The organism is Streptomyces sp. NPDC059787 (assembly GCF_042732315.1).
GTDB classification, from domain to species: Bacteria; Actinomycetota; Actinomycetes; order Streptomycetales; family Streptomycetaceae; genus Streptomyces; species Streptomyces atrovirens.
The window spans coordinates 1-17371 of sequence record NZ_JBHWHX010000056.1 but is presented as its reverse complement, the minus strand read 5'-3'; the positions used below and the strand labels follow the sequence as shown (position 1 = coordinate 17371).

The following is a 17371-nucleotide window of genomic DNA, read 5'->3' as shown; positions in this document are numbered from 1 at the left end:
AAGGGAGCGGAAGTGAGCTACTCCGTGGGACAGGTGACCGGATTCGCCGGTGTCACCGTGCGCACCCTGCACCACTACGACGACATCGGCCTGCTCGTCCCGAGCGGGCGCAGCCACGCGGGGCACCGGCGCTACGGCGACGCCGACCTCGACCGGCTGCAGCAGATCCTGTTCTACCGCGAGCTCGGCTTCCCGCTCGACGAGGTCGCCGTCCTGCTCGACGACCCGGACGCGGACCCGCGCGCGCACCTGCGCCGGCAGCACGAACTGCTGACCGCCCGGATCGAGAAGCTGAAGAAGATGGCGGCGGCCGTGGAGCACGCCATGGAGGCACGCAAGATGGGGATCGATCTGACGCCCGAGGAGAGGTTCGAGGTGTTCGGGGACAAGGACCCCGAGCAGTACGCCGAGGAGGCGGAGGAACGCTGGGGCGGCACCGAGGCGTACGCCGAGTCGCAGCGCCGCGCGGCGAGCTACACCAAGGAGGACTGGAAGCGCGTCCAGGCCGAGGTCGACGACTGGCAGGAGCGGTACACCGCCCTGGTGGCCGCCGGAGGGCAGCCGTCCGGCGAGGCGGCCATGGACCTGGCCGAGGAGCACCGGCAGCACGTCGGCAAGTGGTACTTCGAGGTGCCGTACGAGATGCACAGGTGTTTCGCGGAGATGTACGTCTCCGACGAGCGCTTCAAGGCGTACTACGACTCCATGCGGCCCGGTCTCGCCGAGCACCTCAGGGAGGCGATCCTCGCCAACGCCGCGCGGCACACCGCCTGAGCGTCGTGGCCCGGCTCACATCCGGGCCACGACCTGCGGGTTGCTTCCCGCACCACGGCTCACAGCTTTCTCCGGGACGGGTCACAGGGCATCCTGGGTACCCCCTCGGAACCTGGGCCCCGACGGCTGCGTTCATAATTTGGGCAGCCAGCCCAGCCCTTACCCCCCAGCTGCAGGAGCCACATCCCCGTGACCACGCTTGCGCTCGGCCCTGAGTGGCTGAGCCCGGACTACCTGATCGAGACCTTCAGCCTGCCCGGCATCCTGCTGATCGTCTTCGCGGAGTCCGGACTCTTCGCGTTCCTGCCCGGTGACTCCCTGCTGTTCACGGCGGGCCTCTTCGTGGCCGAGGGCACCTACATCAGCCAGCCGCTGTGGCTGGTGTGCACGCTGATCGTGCTGGCCGCCGTCATCGGCGACCAGGTCGGTTACATGATCGGCAAGTTCTTCGGGCCCAAGCTGTTCAGCCGGCCGAACTCCAAGCTCTTCAAACAGGAGAACCTGGAGAAGGCGCACGAGTTCATGGAGAAGTACGGCCCCAAGGCGATCGTCCTGGCCCGCTTCGTGCCGATCGTGCGCACGTTCGCACCCATCGTGGCCGGCGCCGGCCGCATGAAGTACCGCACGTTCCTCACGTACAACCTCATCGGCGGTGTCGCCTGGGGCTGCGGTGTCACCCTCGCGGGCTACTGGCTCGGGCAGATCGAGTTCATCAAGACCAACGTCGAGCCGATCCTCGTCCTGATCGTCCTCGTCTCCGTGGTGCCGATCATCATCGAGTACCTGCGCGAGCGCGGAAAGAAGAAGCGCGCCGCCGCCGAAACCCCGGCCACCGCCCCGCAGCACCCCCAGCACCCGGTCATGGACGACGCCACGACCCAGCTGCGCCGCATCACCCCGCCCACCCCGCAGCAGCCCCGGCAGCAGCACTACGGCGACCAGGGGTACCCCCAGCAGCCGTACGGCGACCAGGGCTACCCGCAGCAGCAGCCCCAGCAGCCGTACGGCAACGACCAGTACTACGACCAGAACCAGCAGCAGCCGTACAACCGGGGCTACTGAAGCGCCCCAAAGGGGCGCGGGGCCGTGTCGATATGCGGCTCCGCCGCGTGGGCGCGACAAGCCCCACCGGCCCGCGGCCGCCGATGCTCACCGGCTTCCGAGCCGGACGGCGCCGAGACCAAAAGGGCGCCCGCGCTAGAACCCCCGCGTCCGCTTCGCCGCCCGGCGCTTCTCCGCGGACCCGATCCGCAGGAAGATCCGCGAGATCTCCGACCCGAGGTTCACCCCGATCGCGATGGCCATGGCCAGTGCCACGGCCTTCGTGAGGGACGTCAGCCCCGAGTCGACCTCGTTCTGGGCGATTCCCAGCAGACCGAAGTACGTAGCGGAACCGGGCAGCAGCGGCCCGATCGCCGCCGTGGTGTACGGCAGCGCGGACGCGAACCGGTACCGGGCCAGCAACTGTCCGAACAGGCCCACGAGGCCCGCCGCCGCGGTCGTGGAGACCACCGGCGAGATGTCGCCGGTGTAGCGCATCGCGCCGTACACCACCCAGGCGACCCCGCCGTTCAGGGTCGCCATCAGCACGGTGGACCGTTCCTGCTGGAGCAGCACCGCGAAGGCCAGTGACAGCAGCATCGACGCGGCGATCTGCCACAGCGGGTCGTCGGAGACGCCGAGCGCCGCGTCCGGGTTCAGCCTGGCGCCCAGCTGCACGCCGAAGTACAGCACCGTCAGCACCCCGGCCACGATGCCCACGAAGAAGTACAGGACCTCCAGCAGGCGCGCGGACGCCGTGATGTAGAAGCCGGTCAGGCCGTCCTGCACGCCGGCCACCAGCGCCCGCCCGGGCAGCAGCGCGAACAGCCCACCGGTGATCACCGCGGACGCCTTCACGTCCGCGTGCGCCAGCGTCAGCGCCACCCCGATCGCGGCCGGCGGCATCGCGGCCACCGTGAACTGGTAGAACTCCGGCAGCCCGCGCCCCGCGCACAGCCAGGCCAGCCGGTCGCCGAGCATCGCGCCGACCGCGGCCGACACGAACACCAGGAAGCCACCGCCGACGAGCACCGACGCCGCTCCCGCGAGCAGTCCGCTCGCCGCGGTCAGCGCCCAGCCGGGGTACGGGTGCCGGTTGCGGCGGATCTCCGCCAGCCGGCGGTAGGCCTCCTCCAGGGAGACGTGCGTCTCGTCGTCGCTGAGGTCGTCCACCAGCTGGTAGACGGCCGCCAGCCGGGTGTAGTCGGGACTGCGGCGCCGCACCGTGCGCGACGCGGTCACCGGGTCGTCGACCAGGGACGGCTGGTGGGAGATCGACAGCAGGGTGAACGTGACGTTGGGCTCGCAGCGGTCCAGACCGTAGGAGCGGCACACGGCGAACATCGCCGCCTCCACGTCCTCGGCGCCCTCGCCGCCCGCCAGCAGCAGCTCGCCGATGCGCAGGGTCAGGTCGAGCACGCGCGGCACGGCCGGACCGGCCTCGTCGTGCCGCTGCACCGGCTCCGGAGCCGGCCGCTCGGTCACCGGCATGCGCAGCATGGTGCGCATCCGGTCCTGCCACGGCACGTCCTTGGCCAGGCTGACCAGCGGGATCCCGCTCGCCGGGGTGAACGCCGCCGACTGCTTCGCGCTGTAGGTGCTCGGCGTGCTGAACGCCGACCCCTCCGTCCCGTCCGAGGGCGGCGGGGCCACGTCCAGACCCTCCGGGAGGGCGAACTCGGAGGTCGTCTCGGACTCCGTACCGGTCCTCGGGACGGCCAGCCCCTCGGGGACGGCGAACTCGGACGTCGTCGACGACTCCGGCTCGGCCGGCGCCACGACACCGGTGGGAGGCGCGAACACGCTCCTCGCCTCGTCCGACTGCGGCTTGCGGCCCTCCGCGTCCGTCACCTGCTCCGCTCTCCCTTTACGACACCGTCCGTGAGACCGTCCGTAAGCCTGCCCCGTACAGCCTCAGTATGCGCACGCACGGCAAAACGGGCCGCACGCGCGCGTGCGGCCCGTTTCTGCGTCGCGCAGCGGGAGGGCTCAGTGGCCGCCCGTCTCCTTGAAACGCTTGTAGGACCGCTCGATCTCCGCCTCGGCGTCCACCCGGCCGACCCAGTTGGCGCCCTCGACCGACTTGCCCGGCTCCAGGTCCTTGTAGACCTCGAAGAAGTGCTGGATCTCCAGGCGGTCGAACTCGGACACGTGGTGGATGTCCCGCAGGTGCTCCACGCGCGGGTCCGTCGACGGGACGCAGAGCAGCTTGTCGTCGCCGCCGGCCTCGTCCGTCATCCGGAACATGCCGATCGCGCGGCAGCGGATCAGGCAGCCCGGGAACGTCGGCTCGTCCAGGATGACCAGCGCGTCCAGCGGGTCGCCGTCCTCGCCGAGGGTGTTCTCGACGAAGCCGTAGTCGGTCGGGTAGGCGGTCGAGGTGAAGAGCCGACGGTCCAGGCGGATCCGACCCGTCTCGTGGTCCACCTCGTACTTGTTCCGCGAACCCTTCGGGATCTCGATCGTGACGTCGAACTCCACCGGACGCTCCTCCATGATCAGCACGTAGTTCTGGTGATTAAGTGTCCCTCACGCAGGTGTGTGATCGCGAAAGGGGCTGGTGGTCGTGCCAGAGCTGAGGCCTTGGCGGGCCGCGGGACCGCACGTCGTGCGGATCGCGGACGCCGTACGACCTCGTCTCGCCCGGGCCGCGGAGACCGTACGACCGCGTCTGGCGCGCGTCACCGCGGCCGTCGGGCCACGGTTCGCGCGGCCGGGCCGGCCGGGATCACCGCAGGTCCCGCGAGTCGCGCGGCCGAAGACCTGGCAGTTCACCGCGACCGCCGCCACCGCCGGTCTGGCGCTGGCCGCGGGTGTGGTGACCGCCGCCGGTCCCTGGGACTCCTCGGGTCAGCGTACGGCCGAGCGGGACCGGGCCGTGGCCCTGGAAGCCGCGCGTGGCACAGATCACGGCGGCACCCGCGCCCACGCCGGTACGCCGCCCCGCGGACCCCAGGCCGCCCCGCCGGCCGTCTCCGTGCTCACCGGCCTCGGTGGCACCGCCACCACCGTGAAGTCGGCGCCCGGCGGCAAGGCCCTCGGCGCCGTCCTCGACCCGCTGCTGAGGAACCCGGCGCTCGGCCGCCACTCCGCCGCCGTGGTCGACGTGGCCACCGGCGAACGGCTCTACGGCACCGGCTCCGGGGACGCGCTCATCCCCGCCTCGACCACCAAGATCGCCACCGCCGTCGCCGCGCTCTCCGCGATGGGCGCCGACCACCGCCTCACCACCCGCGCGGTGTACGAACCCGACACCGGGGAGGTCGTCCTGGTCGGCGGCGGCGACCCCACGCTCACCGCCCGCAAGGACGCCGGCGGTCTCGCGAGCCTGCGCGACCTCGCGGAGCGGACCGCCGCCGCCCTGGCCAAGCGCGGGGTGCGCGAGGTGACGCTGTCGTACGACACGACCCTCTACAAGGGCACCACGATCCACCCGATCGGGGTCAACCCGAACCTCGCGGCCGTCACCCCCCTGATGGTCGACGAGGCCCGCACCGACGGCTCCACCAACGGACCGGCCCCGCGGGTCGCGGACCCGGCGGCCGACGCCGCGCGGAAGTTCGGCGACCTGCTGAAGGAGCGAGGTGTCAAAGCCACCCCTCCCGGCCTGTCGAAGGCGACCACCCGCGCCTCCACGCTCGCCACGGTCTCCTCGCCCCCGCTGGCCGCCCTCGTCGAGCGGATGCTGACCAACAGCGACAACGACCTCGCCGAGGCCCTCGCCCGCCACACCGCCCTGGCCACCGGCGAGAGCGCCGACTTCGCGGGCGCCGGCGCGGCGGTCACCGCCCGTCTGAAGCACCTCGGTCTGTCCTCGAAGGGCGCGGACGTCAAGGACGGCAGCGGCCTCGACCGGCGCGACAAACTCACCGCCGACCTCCTCACCGCCCTGCTCGTCAAGGCCGGCGACCCGGCCCACCCCGAGCTGCGGCCCGCCCTCACCGGCCTGCCCGTCGCCGGCTTCACCGGCACCCTCGCCGGCCGCTACACCGACGGTGCGGCCGGCGTCGTACGCGCCAAGACCGGCACGCTCACCGGCGTGAACACACTGGCGGGCACGGTCGTCGACAAGGACGGCCGCCTCCTGGCCTTCGCCTTCCTGGCGAACGACACCACCGCCCTCACGGCAGCCCAGTCCGCCCTGGACGAGGCAGCCACGGCCCTGTCGTCCTGCGGCTGCCGCTGACCCCGGAGGGGCGCGGGGCCGTACCGACACGCGGCTCCGCCGCGTGGGCGCGAAGGGGTCTGGGCCTGAAGGGGCGCGGGGAACCGCGCGAACGGGGGTCTGGGGGCAGAGCCCCCGGGGACGGGACGGGACGGGGCGGGGCGGGGCGGCGGGGGCGGGAAACCGAAGCACGGCACCCCCCCGCGCCCAGCGGCCACCGAGCCCGGCCGCCAAGCCCTCGCGCCGGGCCACCGAGCCCCCGGAACCGGCGCCCCGCCGGCCCCCCGGTCCACCTCGGTCACCTCGCCGTCCTGCCCGAAACCGGGCCACTCACGTACCGTTGACGCATGACGAGCATCGGTGGTGCTGCCTCTTCCGGGATGGTCGACTGGAATCTCGCGGTCGCGACCGCGACCCGCCTCATGCGGCCGGGCCCCGACGTGAGCCGCGACGAGGCCAGGGCCGTCGTCGCGGAACTGCGCCGGCACGCGAAAGCCTCGGAGGAACACGTCCGGGGCTTCACTCGTCTGGGCACCGAGGAGACCCACGACACCCCCGTCCTCGTCGTCGACCGCCCCGGCTGGGTCCGGGCCAACGTCGCAGGCTTCCGCGAACTGCTCAAACCACTCCTCGACAAGATGCAGGAACGGCGCGGCACCAGCCCCGGCAACGCGGTCCTCGGTGTCGTCGGCGGCAAGGTCACCGGCGTGGAGCTGGGCATGCTGCTGTCCTTCCTCGCCTCCCGCGTCCTCGGCCAGTACGAGACCTTCGCCCCCGCCACCCGCGACCTCCCGGCCGGTGCGAACGGCGCCGGCCGGCTGCTGCTCGTCGCCCCCAACATCGTCCACGTCGAACGCGAACTCGACGTCGAACCCCACGACTTCCGCCTGTGGGTGACCCTCCACGAGGAGACCCACCGCACCCAGTTCACCGCCGTGCCCTGGCTGCGCGACCACCTGGAGGGCGAGATCCAGTCGTTCCTGGGGGAGACCGACGTCGACCCCATGACCGTCCTGGAACGCGTCCGTGAGGCCGCCCAGTCGCTCGCCGGAGGGCGTCCCGAGGGCGAGGAGGGCGACGAGGGCGACGAGGGGCGTTCCCTCGTCGAACTCGTGCAGACCCCCGCCCAGCGTGAGATCCTCGGCCGGCTCACCGCCGTGATGTCCCTGCTGGAGGGCCACGCCGACTTCGTGATGGACGGTGTCGGCCCCGAGGTCGTGCCGAGCGTCGCCGAGATCCGCGAGAAGTTCCAGCAGCGCCGCGCCAAGGGCGCCTCCCGCCTGGACATGGCCCTGCGCAAGCTGCTCGGCCTGGACGCCAAGCTCCGCCAGTACCGCGACGGCGAACGCTTCGTGCGCGCCGTCGTCGAGGAGGTCGGCATGGACGGCTTCAACCGGGTGTGGACCTCGCCCAACACGCTCCCCACCAAGGCGGAGATCGCCAAACCGGCGGACTGGATCACACGGGTGCACCGCAAACCGGAAGCCTGAGCACCGCGCACCGTCATGCGCCGCACACGGCCGACGGCAGACGAACGCCCCTTCAATCACCCGTCCGAGGGACCGTGAGCCTTGAGTAGGCGTGCAATGCTCGGGGAACGGCCCGGTTCTGTCACCATCTACACACTCTGAGTGACCGAACCTCGGGCTCACCCCCCGACAACTTCATGAAGGGAACCGGACATGGGTCCCCATCCTGCGGTCGCGGCGATACGCCTGGCGGTCCGCCGCGTCCTGACCGACATCCTCGACGACCACGGCCGAGCCCCCGGCCGCGCACCGCACGAGCAGCCGCCCTCCCCGCTCGTGCTCGTGGCCTGCTCCGGCGGCGCCGACTCCATGGCGCTCGCCTCCGCCCTCGCCTTCGAAGCCCCCCGTCTCGGCGTCCGCGCCGGCGGCGTCACCGTCGACCACGGCCTCCAGGCCGGCTCCGACCTGCGCGCCGCCGAAGTCGCCTCGCGCCTGCGCGAACTCGGCCTCGACCCCGTCGAGTCCACCGCTGTCACCGTCGGCCGGGGCGGCGGCCCGGAGGCCGCCGCCCGGGACGCCCGTTACGCCGCCCTGGACGCCGCCGCCGAACGGCACGGCGCCACCGCCGTCCTGCTCGGCCACACCCGCGACGACCAGGCCGAGACCGTCCTGCTCGGCCTCGCCCGCGGCTCCGGCATCCGCTCCCTGTCCGGAATGGCCGCGGTCTCGGGGGCCGACGGCCGTTACCGGCGCCCCTTCCTCCAGCTCGACCGGCAGACCGCCCGCAAGGCCTGCATGGTCCAGTCCCTGCCCGTCTGGGACGACCCGCACAACGCCGACCCCGCCTACACCCGCTCCCGGCTCCGCCACGAGGGCCTGCCCGCCCTGGAGAAGGCCCTCGGCAAGGGCGTCGTCGAGGCCCTCGCCCGTACGGCCCAGCTCTCCCGGGACGACGCGGACGCCCTCGACGCCTGGGCCGGCCGGGCCGAGGCCGGCGTCCGCGACGCCGACGGCCGCCTGGAGTGCGCCGCACTGCACGACCTGCCGCCCGCCGTACGCCGCCGTGTGCTGCGCCGCGCCGCCATCGAGGCCGGCGCGCCGGCCGGTTCGCTGTTCGCCCGCCACATCGAGGAAGTCGACCGGCTGATCACCGGCTGGCGCGGTCAGGGGGCCATCAATCTCCCCGGCCGGGTCGTGGCCCGCCGGCAGGGTGGCAGACTGGTGATTCGGCAGGGCTGAATCCGGACCCCACCGACCCGTACGAGTCGCGGGACGGACCGGACCGGCCGGTGGGACGACCGAAAGTGATGCGGGTGGACGCGAAAGACATGGGTGCCGACCTCGAGAAGGTACTCATCACCAAGGAAGAGATCGACGCCAAGCTGGCGGAGCTGGCCGCGAAGATCGACGCGGAGTACGCGGGCAAGGACCTGCTGATCGTCGGCGTGCTCAAGGGCGCGGTGATGGTGATGGCCGACCTCGCTCGGGCGCTGTCCACCCCCGTCACGATGGACTGGATGGCCGTGTCCTCGTACGGGGCGGGCACCCAGTCCTCCGGTGTGGTGCGGATCCTCAAGGACCTCGACACCGACATCAAGGGCCGGCACGTCCTGATCGTCGAGGACATCATCGACTCCGGACTGACCCTGTCCTGGCTGATCTCCAACCTCGGCTCGCGCGAGCCCGCCTCCCTCAAGGTGTGCACGCTGCTGCGCAAGCCCGATGCCGCCAAGGTCGCCATCGACGTGGAATGGGTCGGCTTCGACATTCCCAACGAGTTCGTCGTCGGCTACGGCCTCGACTACGCCGAGAAGTACCGCAACCTCCCGTTCGTCGGTACGCTCGCGCCTCACGTCTACGGCGGCTGAACCCCGGGGCCGGGCCCGCCGTACGTGATCGGGAACCCCGGCGGGCTCCGCGGCGTTGGAGCATGCGTGGACGCGATTGCCGGCTGTCCCCCGCAGCTTCGGGGGACAAAGCTGGGGTACCGTCCGAAGAACAGCCTTTATCAAACTCACTATGGCAGGAGGGACGGGGCGGCACCGCTCCGTATGGATGGACGTGAAGCGATACTTCCGTGGGCCGGTCATGTGGATCGTGCTGGCCGTCCTCGCCGTGGTCGTGTTGATGCAGGTCGTCGGCTCGTCCGGCGGCTACAAGACGGTGGACACCGGCGAGGTCGTCCAGGCGATCAATGAGAACAAGGTCGAGTCGGCCAAGCTGACCACCGGCGACGAGCAGATCATCAAGGTCCAGCTCAAGGACGGCGTCGAGGTCAAGGACAGCTCGAAGATCCAGGCGAGCTACATCGGCGACCAGGGCGTCACCATCGCCAGCACGCTGCAGGACAAGTTCCAGAACAAGCAGATCCCGGACGGCTACACGGTCTCGCCGTCCAAGCAGAACGCGTTCGTGAGCATTCTGCTGTCCCTGCTGCCCTTCGTCCTCATCGTGGTCGTCTTCCTGTTCCTGATGAATCAGATGCAGGGCGGCGGCTCCCGCGTGATGAACTTCGGCAAGTCCAAGGCGAAGCTCATCACCAAGGACACCCCGAAGACGACGTTCTCCGACGTCGCGGGATCGGACGAGGCGGTGGAGGAGCTCCACGAGATCAAGGAGTTCCTGCAGGAGCCGGCGAAGTTCCAGGCCGTCGGGGCGAAGATCCCCAAGGGCGTCCTGCTCTACGGCCCGCCCGGTACCGGTAAGACCCTGCTCGCGCGTGCCGTCGCGGGCGAGGCCGGTGTGCCGTTCTACTCGATCTCCGGTTCCGACTTCGTCGAGATGTTCGTCGGTGTCGGTGCCTCCCGGGTCCGTGACCTGTTCGAGCAGGCCAAGGCCAACGCCCCCGCGATCGTCTTCGTCGACGAGATCGACGCGGTCGGCCGCCACCGCGGCGCCGGCCTCGGCGGTGGTCACGACGAGCGTGAGCAGACCCTGAACCAGCTCCTCGTCGAGATGGACGGCTTCGACGTCAAGGGCGGCGTGATCCTCATCGCCGCGACGAACCGGCCCGACATCCTCGACCCGGCGCTGCTGCGTCCCGGCCGCTTCGACCGCCAGATCGCGGTCGACCGCCCGGACATGCAGGGCCGCCTCGAGATCCTCAAGGTGCACCAGAAGGGCAAGCCGGTCGCCCCGGACGTCGACCTGTCGGCCGTCGCCCGCCGCACCCCCGGCATGACCGGTGCCGACCTGGCCAACGTGCTGAACGAGGCCGCGCTGCTGACCGCGCGCAGCGATCAGAAGCTGATCGACAACAAGATGCTGGACGAGGCGATCGACCGTGTGGTCGCGGGCCCGCAGAAGCGGACCCGGATCATGTCGGACAAGGAGAAGAAGATCACCGCGTACCACGAGGGCGGACACGCCCTGGTGGCGGCGGCCTCCCCGAACTCCGACCCCGTCCACAAGATCACGATCCTCTCCCGGGGCCGTGCCCTCGGCTACACGATGGTGCTCCCGGACGAGGACAAGTACTCGACCACGCGCAACGAGATGCTGGACCAGCTCGCCTACATGCTGGGCGGCCGTGCGGCCGAGGAGCTCGTCTTCCACGACCCGACCACCGGTGCCGCCAACGACATCGAGAAGGCCACCGGTGTGGCCCGTGCGATGGTCACGCAGTACGGCATGACCGAGCGGCTCGGCGCCATCAAGTTCGGCGGCGACAACTCCGAGCCGTTCCTCGGGCGTGAGATGGCTCACCAGCGCGACTACTCGGAAGAGGTCGCCGCGCTGGTCGACGAAGAGGTCAAGAAGCTCATCGAGACCGCGCACAACGAGGCGTGGGAGATCCTCGTCGAGAACCGTGACGTCCTCGACAACCTGGTCCTGGCCCTCCTGGAGCGGGAGACGCTGGGCAAGGAGGAGATCGCCGAGATCTTCGCGCCGATCGTCAAGCGCCCGCCCAGGCCCGCCTGGACCGGCTCCTCCCGCCGTACGCCGTCCACCCGCCCGCCGGTCCTCTCCCCCAAGGAGCTGGCACTGACGAACGGGGCGAACGGCGCGACGCCGGCCATCACCACCGCCAAGAGCACCGCGGCGGACCCCGCCCCGGCGCCGGAGCGGACCCCGGAGGAACGCCCCGAGAGCTGATCCCGAGGCTCCCGGTGGCCCCACCGGGCCCGGAATGGATGCCGCGCCCCCCAGGTTCTAGCCTGGGGGGCGCGGCATTTTGCGTACCCGCAGTTGAGACGCGTGCCCTCACGCGTGAAGGCACAGGAACGAGGCACCCACATGACCGACCCCGTGACGCTGGACGGCATGGCCACCATCGGCGAGTTCGACGAGAAGCGGGCCCGGAACGCCGTACGTGAGCTTCTGATCGCCGTCGGCGAGGACCCCGACCGGGAGGGGCTGCTGGAGACACCGGCGCGGGTGGCGCGGGCGTACCGGGAGATATTCGCGGGGCTGTGGCAGAAGCCCGAGGACGTGCTGACGACGACGTTCGACCTCGGTCACGACGAGATGGTGCTGGTCAAGGACATCGAGGTGTACTCGACCTGTGAGCACCATCTGGTGCCGTTCCGGGGCGTGGCGCACGTCGGGTACATCCCGGCCACCAGCGGGAAGATCACGGGACTGTCCAAGCTGGCCCGGCTGGTGGACGTCTACGCCCGCCGCCCGCAGGTGCAGGAACGGCTCACCACGCAGATCGCGGACTCCCTGATGGACATCCTGGAGCCGCGCGGGGTGATCGTGGTCGTGGAGTGCGAGCACATGTGCATGTCGATGCGGGGCATCCGCAAGCCCGGTGCGAAGACCCTCACCTCGGCCGTACGCGGTCAGTTGCGGGACGCAACGACGCGCAACGAGGCGATGAGCCTGATCATGGCGCGCTGACGCACCGCGCGCCGACACGGGCGCGCTTGAGGCCCTGGGCCGATGTGGGTGCGGGTGGGTCTGAGGCTCAGGGCTGACGCAGGTGGGACGAGGCTCCGCGTCGGTGCGGGTGTGTCTGTGGCCCCGGGCCGACGCGGGTGCGCCTCATGCCACCGGTGCCGTGCCCGGACCGTTGGTGTCGTCGTCCTCCGGGAGCTTGCAGACGCGCTCCAGGAAGATGGCCGCCGCTATGACGCCGATGCCCGCCAGGACCGAGAAGCCGGCGTAGATGGCCTGGTCACGGCGGGCGGGGACGTCCAGGGACTCCAGCAGGAAGACGCCCGTGCCGCCGTACATGCCGGCGACGAGCGCGGCCACCAGGGCGCTGGCCTGCCCGAACACGACCGCGCGGGCGGCCATCAGGGGGTCGACGCCCTTGGCGTCGGCCTGCCGCTCGCGCTGGGCCTTGAGGCGGGCGCGGATGGACAGCGCGGTGGCCGCGAGGACCACCGCGATCAGGGCGAGGACGATGGGCGCGGCCACGGGCACGCTCGGAAGGGTGCCCAAGGAGTTCCAGAGGCGGGCGCCGGCCCAGGACAGGATCCCGGCCACGACGAAGACGCCTGCCAGCACCCTGATGCGCAGCTCTTTCACGGTGTCCCTTCGCGTTCCCCCGGACGGTGCCCCGGAATGTGGTCGTGTCGACCTTAACGGCTACTCGGGCAGCCGGAGTTCCAGGTCCGCGCGGGGTGTGACGCCCTCACGGGTGACCGCGCCGAGGAGATCGGCGACCGGCCCGCGGCCGGGCAGTTCCGCCTCGGGGTCGACGTCGTGCCAGGGGGCGAGCACGAAGGCGCGCTCGTGGGCGCGCGGGTGCGGGAGAGTGAGCTGCGGGTCGTCGGAGTGGAGATCCGCGTACGAGACGATGTCCACGTCCAGGGTGCGCGGGCCCCAGCGCTCGTCCCGGACCCGGTGGAAGGCCTCCTCGACCGCGTGCGCCCGCTCCAGCAGGGAGGACGGGGGCAGGGTGGTCTTCAGCACCGCGACCGCGTTGAAGTACGAGGGCTGGCTGCCGGGCTCGACGCCCCACGGCTCCGTCTCGTACACGGGGGAGACGGCCTTGACCCGGATGCCCGGGGTGTCCTCCAGGGCGTCGACGGCCCCCTGGAGGGTCTCCAGGCGGTTGCCGAGGTTGGCACCGAGGGAGACCACGGCCCGTTTCGGATTGTGCAGGGTGGTGTCGGCGGCGTCGACCCGCTCGACCACGGAGGCGGGGACGGGCTGGACGGTCGGGTCGGTCTGGCCCTGGGTGGACGGCCTGGTCATACGCGGCTCCGGGTGATGGTGACGGTCACGTCGTCGAAGGGCACGGTGATCGGCGCGTCCGGCTTGTGGACGCACACCTCGACCTCCTGCACCACGTCGTGCTTCAGACAGACCTGGGCGATGTGCTCGGCGAGCGTCTCGATGAGGTTGAGCGGCTCGCCCTGGACGACCGCCACGACCTCCTCGGCCACGATGCCGTAGTGCACGGTCTTCGTCAGGTCGTCGTCGGCCGCGGCCGGCCGGGTGTCCAGGCCGAGGACGAGGTCCACGATGAAGGTCTGGCCATCCTCGCGTTCCTTGGGGAATACACCGTGGTGCCCGCGGGCCTTCAGGCCGCGCAGCGCGACACGATCCACGCGAATCACTCCTGCAGTCGTCGGTCCGGCCGGTCGGTGCCTGTGCGGACGGCACACCGGCCTGCATTCGAATCTACCCGCGGGCACCGACAGCACCGGTGGCCCGGGGGTGCGGGGGCGGGCCGGTGGCCGGGGATCTCACCGTCCGTTTCCCCTGGGGAGGCCGGGGGCCCACAGGGCGGTGGCCGCCCCTGCCCGCCCCGTCGTGATTCCCACCACTTCCGGTGAGGGGTGGAGAGGCCATGAGGTCCGTCTACCCCTTCAGGCCGGGGTGTCGTCGTCCTCGCCGTCCTCTTCCTCGGCGAGGACCGGGGAGGCGTGGTGGGACCAGAGCTTCCAGCCGGACGGAGTGCGCCGGAACACGTTGGTGGCCACGACGAGCTGGCCGACCAGGGGGCCGAGCTCCTCACCGGCCTCGGGGGCGGGGCCGCCGCTGAGGATGTTCTCGGTGCACGTCACCAGGGCGGTGTCGCCGGTGACGGAGACATGCGTGTCGGTGAGGAAGAACTGGATGTAGTCGGTGTTCGCCATGATCAGGGCGTACGACCTGAGCACCTCGCCGCGTCCGGTGAGCACGGGCCAGCCGGGGTGCACGCAGGAGACCACGCCGGTGTCCGCGGGGTCGTGGTACGACTCGTCGACGCCGAGGTCGCCGGGGGTCAGCCAGAGCGACGCGACCTCTTCGAAGTCGCCCCTTTCGAGCGCCTCGTAGAAGGCGGTGTTGGCGGCCTCGACGTGCTCGACATCGGTGTGGGGTGCGCTCACCGGGCTCCTTCTGCGCCGTGCGCGCCGGGTTCGGGGGGTGTGGTGCGCGCCTGCGCCACGGCGCGGGTGACCCGTACGGCGTCCGCGGTGGCGCGTACCTCGTGCACGCGGACCGCCCAGGCGCCGGCCTGTGCGGCGAGGGCGGAGACGGCGGCGGTGGCCGCGTCGCGCTCCCGCGCGGGCGGGGCCGCGCCGTCCGGACCGGCCAGGACACGGCCGAGGAACCGCTTGCGGGAGGCGGCGACGAGCACCGGGTGGCCGAGGGCCAGGACGTGGTCGAGGCGGGCGAGCAGGGCCAGGTCGTGGTCGGCGCCCTTGGAGAAGCCGAGGCCGGGGTCGACGATCACACGGTCGGCGGCGATCCCGCCTTCCAGGACGGCCTCCACGCGCGCGCGCAGTTCCTCGGCGACCTCCGTGACCACGTCGGCGTACACGCCCTCGATGTTGCCGCCCTCCAGGAAGCCGCGCCAGTGCATGACGACGAAGGGGGCGCCGGCGGCGGCGACGACGGGGATCATGGCCGGATCGGCGAGTCCGCCGCTGACGTCGTTGACCAGGGCGGCACCGGCCGCGAGGGACTGTTCGGCGACGGAGGCGCGCATGGTGTCGACGGAGATGGTGACGCCCTCGGCGGCGAGGCCGCGGACCACGGGGATGACGCGCCTGAGCTCCTCGGCCTCGTCGACGCGGGTGGCGCCGGGCCGGGTGGACTCGCCGCCGACGTCGACCAGGTCGGCGCCCTGGGCGACCAGGTCGAGGCCGTGCTTGACGGCGGTCGTCGTGTCGAACCAGCGGCCGCCGTCGGAGAAGGAGTCGGGGGTGACGTTCACGACTCCCATGACCGCGCAGCGGTCCCAGTGAGGAAGGCCCGCGACCTGGCGGCGTCCGCTGTGGTTGCTCATATGTTCAGCGTAGGCCCGTAAGGGGCCGGGGTACGCCTCGGGCCGGGCGGGACGTCCGGGAGCCTGCGGGGTGCCGTGGAGGCCGTTCGGCGCATTGGCGCAGCGGCGACGGGGTGCGGACGGCTGCCCGGCAGGGCGGCCGGGATACGCGGAGTTCGCCGGGCGGAGTTCGGCGGGTGGTTCACGGGGCAATAAACGATCTTGATAATTGGGCAATACGTCTATTCACGTGTGATGCGCGTTCCCTGATGCCCTGTGAAATCCTCGGCGTGGCTTTGTTTTTACGGGGCGGGGCACCATCATTCGCCTACGCGCGGTAAGTTTCTGGCCATGCCACGTGGACGTCACCGTCATTCCCCGCCTCTGCACAGGATGCTGCCCCCGTCGGCGATCGCAGGCGTGTCCGTCGTCTGCGCCCTGGGGCCCTGGGTGTTCACGCAACCGATGGTGCTTCGTGTCCTGGCCGCGACCGCCGCGGTCACGGCGATCGCGGGCGCCGTCGTCATGCGGCACTGGGACGCCCAGGCGGGCAAACGCGTCGCCGATCTCACGCGCGCGCGTGCGAGCGACGAATGGCGTTTCGAGGAGCGGGTCGCCGAACTGGAGTCCGACCTCGAGGAGTCGCGCGAGCTGCGGGCGAAACTGGAGCAGCGGTTGCGCGCCAAGCGCGCGGAACTCGCCGGGCTGCGCAACGAGCACGCGGCTCTGCTGCGGCGGTACGCCGCGTCGGAGGTCGACCGGGCGAGCGTCCTGGAGGAACGCCGGGTGCTCGAGATAGAGGCCTCTGTTCCGGTCCGCGCGCTGCCGGCGGGACCGTCGGCGGCGCCCGAGGACGCGGAGGTGCCGGAGCAGGCGAAGTCAGGGGCGGCGGAGCGGGACGAGGCCGTCGCCGAGGAGACGCCGACGGCTCCGTCCGTCTTCTCGCCGGAGGGGGCGAAGCTGTTCCTGCGCGCCGACGCGGCACTGGCGCGGCTCGCCGCCGACGCGGACGCCGTAGAGGACGGCGTCGACACGGACGTACGGGCCGACGTGGCGTCCGGGCAGGCCGACGACGACGCCCGGACCGGTGACATGCCGAAGGGCGACGGCTCCCCGAAGGGCGACGGCTCCCCGAAGGGCGACGACGCCTCCGAGGGCCCCGAGGACGACGGACCCGAGCCCACGAAGCGGTCCGAGCGGGAACAGGCGCAGGAGGACGAGGCCGAGGTCGAGGCCGAAGGGCAGACCGAGGCGGTCGACGGGCACGAGCGTACGACCGCCGACTCCCCCGCGCCGGCCGCTCCTCCGGCCCAGTCCGTGCGGCAGCCCTCCGGGCACTTCACCGTGCCGACGGCGGTGGCGGTCGTACCGCCGACCGCACCGGTACGGCGGCCGGTGTCCGAGGGTGGCTTCGACTTCTTCGGGACGAAGAAGGACACGGACGGCGCCACCCTGGACACCGTGCAGAACGAGGACCTCGCCGACGTCGTCGGCCAGGAGGCGCTCGCGCTGCACAAGGCGGAGGCCGAGGCGCGGTTCAAGCCCGCCGACGAGGAGGCACACGGCGTCGGCCAGGTCATCGACCTGACGGCACACGACGAGACGGAACACATCGACGTCGAGGGCCTGCGCAGCGCGGTCTCCTGACCCGGTGCACCGGAACGCCGAACGGGCCCCGCGCGGTGTGCGCGGGGCCCCGTCCAGGGTCGTATAAACAAAAACGAACCCACCAGTCCATAAGTCAACACGGTTTGCGGGGTCAGGATGAATAGA

At 71.5% G+C, this 17371-nt stretch carries 16 protein-coding genes; 9 read left to right on the top strand and 7 right to left on the bottom strand.

Features of this window, described 5'->3' with window-relative positions; all coding sequences use genetic code 11:
• Window positions 1-12 precede the first annotated feature (12 nt).
• Together ACFV5H_RS33085 and ACFV5H_RS33080 are read left to right on the top strand one after the other, a co-directional pair.
• Window positions 13-774 carry a MerR family transcriptional regulator gene (locus tag ACFV5H_RS33085; protein WP_385054278.1) on the top strand — a complete coding sequence of 254 codons (762 nt, stop codon included), beginning with the start codon at window positions 13-15 and terminating at the stop codon, window positions 772-774.
• Between the two features lie 189 nt (window positions 775-963).
• The gene (locus ACFV5H_RS33080; protein ID WP_385058261.1) at window positions 964-1836 is read left to right on the top strand and encodes a DedA family protein; all 873 of its coding nucleotides are present in this window, start codon (window positions 964-966) and stop codon (window positions 1834-1836) included.
• A gap of 135 nt (window positions 1837-1971) precedes the next feature.
• Here ACFV5H_RS33080 and ACFV5H_RS33075 read toward each other — a convergent pair whose 3' ends face one another.
• Together ACFV5H_RS33075 and ACFV5H_RS33070 are read right to left on the bottom strand one after the other, a co-directional pair.
• Entirely contained in the window at window positions 1972-3666 is a 1695-nt protein-coding gene (locus ACFV5H_RS33075) for a threonine/serine exporter ThrE family protein (protein WP_385198524.1), read from the bottom strand.
• 138 nt (window positions 3667-3804) lie between these two features.
• Window positions 3805-4296 carry an inorganic diphosphatase gene (locus tag ACFV5H_RS33070; protein WP_030828087.1) on the bottom strand — a complete coding sequence of 164 codons (492 nt, stop codon included), beginning with the start codon at window positions 4294-4296 and terminating at the stop codon, window positions 3805-3807.
• 79 nt (window positions 4297-4375) lie between these two features.
• Between ACFV5H_RS33070 and dacB the strand changes: the two genes are divergently transcribed.
• The 6 genes from dacB (at window position 4376) to folE (ending at window position 12291) form a co-directional block, all read left to right on the top strand.
• Window positions 4376-6001, top strand: coding sequence for a D-alanyl-D-alanine carboxypeptidase/D-alanyl-D-alanine-endopeptidase (gene dacB / locus ACFV5H_RS33065; protein ID WP_385198523.1), 1626 nt, complete (start codon window positions 4376-4378; stop codon window positions 5999-6001).
• Between the two features lie 326 nt (window positions 6002-6327).
• Window positions 6328-7470 (top strand): zinc-dependent metalloprotease, encoded by a 1143-nt coding sequence (locus ACFV5H_RS33060; protein WP_385198522.1) that lies wholly within the window; start codon window positions 6328-6330, stop codon window positions 7468-7470.
• Between the two features lie 192 nt (window positions 7471-7662).
• Window positions 7663-8688 (top strand): tRNA lysidine(34) synthetase TilS, encoded by a 1026-nt coding sequence (gene tilS / locus ACFV5H_RS33055; protein WP_385198520.1) that lies wholly within the window; start codon window positions 7663-7665, stop codon window positions 8686-8688.
• A gap of 68 nt (window positions 8689-8756) precedes the next feature.
• Window positions 8757-9317: a hypoxanthine phosphoribosyltransferase gene (gene hpt / locus ACFV5H_RS33050; RefSeq protein WP_030863364.1), complete on the top strand. Its 561-nt coding sequence runs from the start codon at window positions 8757-8759 to the stop codon at window positions 9315-9317.
• 187 nt (window positions 9318-9504) lie between these two features.
• On the top strand, window positions 9505-11544 hold the full coding sequence (gene ftsH / locus ACFV5H_RS33045) for an ATP-dependent zinc metalloprotease FtsH (protein WP_073936729.1): 2040 nt from the start codon (window positions 9505-9507) through the stop codon (window positions 11542-11544).
• Between the two features lie 141 nt (window positions 11545-11685).
• Complete coding sequence (folE, locus tag ACFV5H_RS33040) at window positions 11686-12291, top strand: GTP cyclohydrolase I FolE (RefSeq protein ID WP_385058271.1); 606 nt, start codon at window positions 11686-11688, stop codon at window positions 12289-12291.
• Window positions 12292-12435: 144 nt separating this feature from the next.
• Here the strand turns inward: folE and ACFV5H_RS33035 are convergent, their stop codons facing one another.
• From ACFV5H_RS33035 to folP, 5 genes are all read right to left on the bottom strand, one after another.
• The gene (locus tag ACFV5H_RS33035) at window positions 12436-12924 is read right to left on the bottom strand and encodes a DUF3180 domain-containing protein (protein WP_385058273.1); all 489 of its coding nucleotides are present in this window, start codon (window positions 12922-12924) and stop codon (window positions 12436-12438) included.
• Window positions 12925-12984: 60 nt separating this feature from the next.
• Complete coding sequence (gene folK / locus ACFV5H_RS33030; protein WP_385058275.1) at window positions 12985-13596, bottom strand: 2-amino-4-hydroxy-6-hydroxymethyldihydropteridine diphosphokinase; 612 nt, start codon at window positions 13594-13596, stop codon at window positions 12985-12987.
• A complete protein-coding gene (folB, locus tag ACFV5H_RS33025; RefSeq protein WP_073936733.1) occupies window positions 13593-13952 on the bottom strand; it encodes a dihydroneopterin aldolase in 360 nt (119 codons plus the stop codon). The genes folK and folB overlap by 4 nt, the downstream gene beginning before the upstream one ends.
• A gap of 261 nt (window positions 13953-14213) precedes the next feature.
• Window positions 14214-14717, bottom strand: a complete 504-nt coding sequence (locus ACFV5H_RS33020) for a nuclear transport factor 2 family protein (protein ID WP_385058277.1) — start codon at window positions 14715-14717, stop codon at window positions 14214-14216.
• Complete coding sequence (gene folP, locus ACFV5H_RS33015) at window positions 14714-15619, bottom strand: dihydropteroate synthase (RefSeq protein WP_385198519.1); 906 nt, start codon at window positions 15617-15619, stop codon at window positions 14714-14716. Before folP ends, ACFV5H_RS33020 begins: the two co-directional genes overlap by 4 nt.
• Before the next feature lie 330 nt (window positions 15620-15949).
• Between folP and ACFV5H_RS33010 the strand changes: the two genes are divergently transcribed.
• Window positions 15950-17245: a hypothetical protein gene (locus ACFV5H_RS33010; RefSeq protein ID WP_385198518.1), complete on the top strand. Its 1296-nt coding sequence runs from the start codon at window positions 15950-15952 to the stop codon at window positions 17243-17245.
• The last annotated feature ends 126 nt before the right edge of the window (window positions 17246-17371 follow it).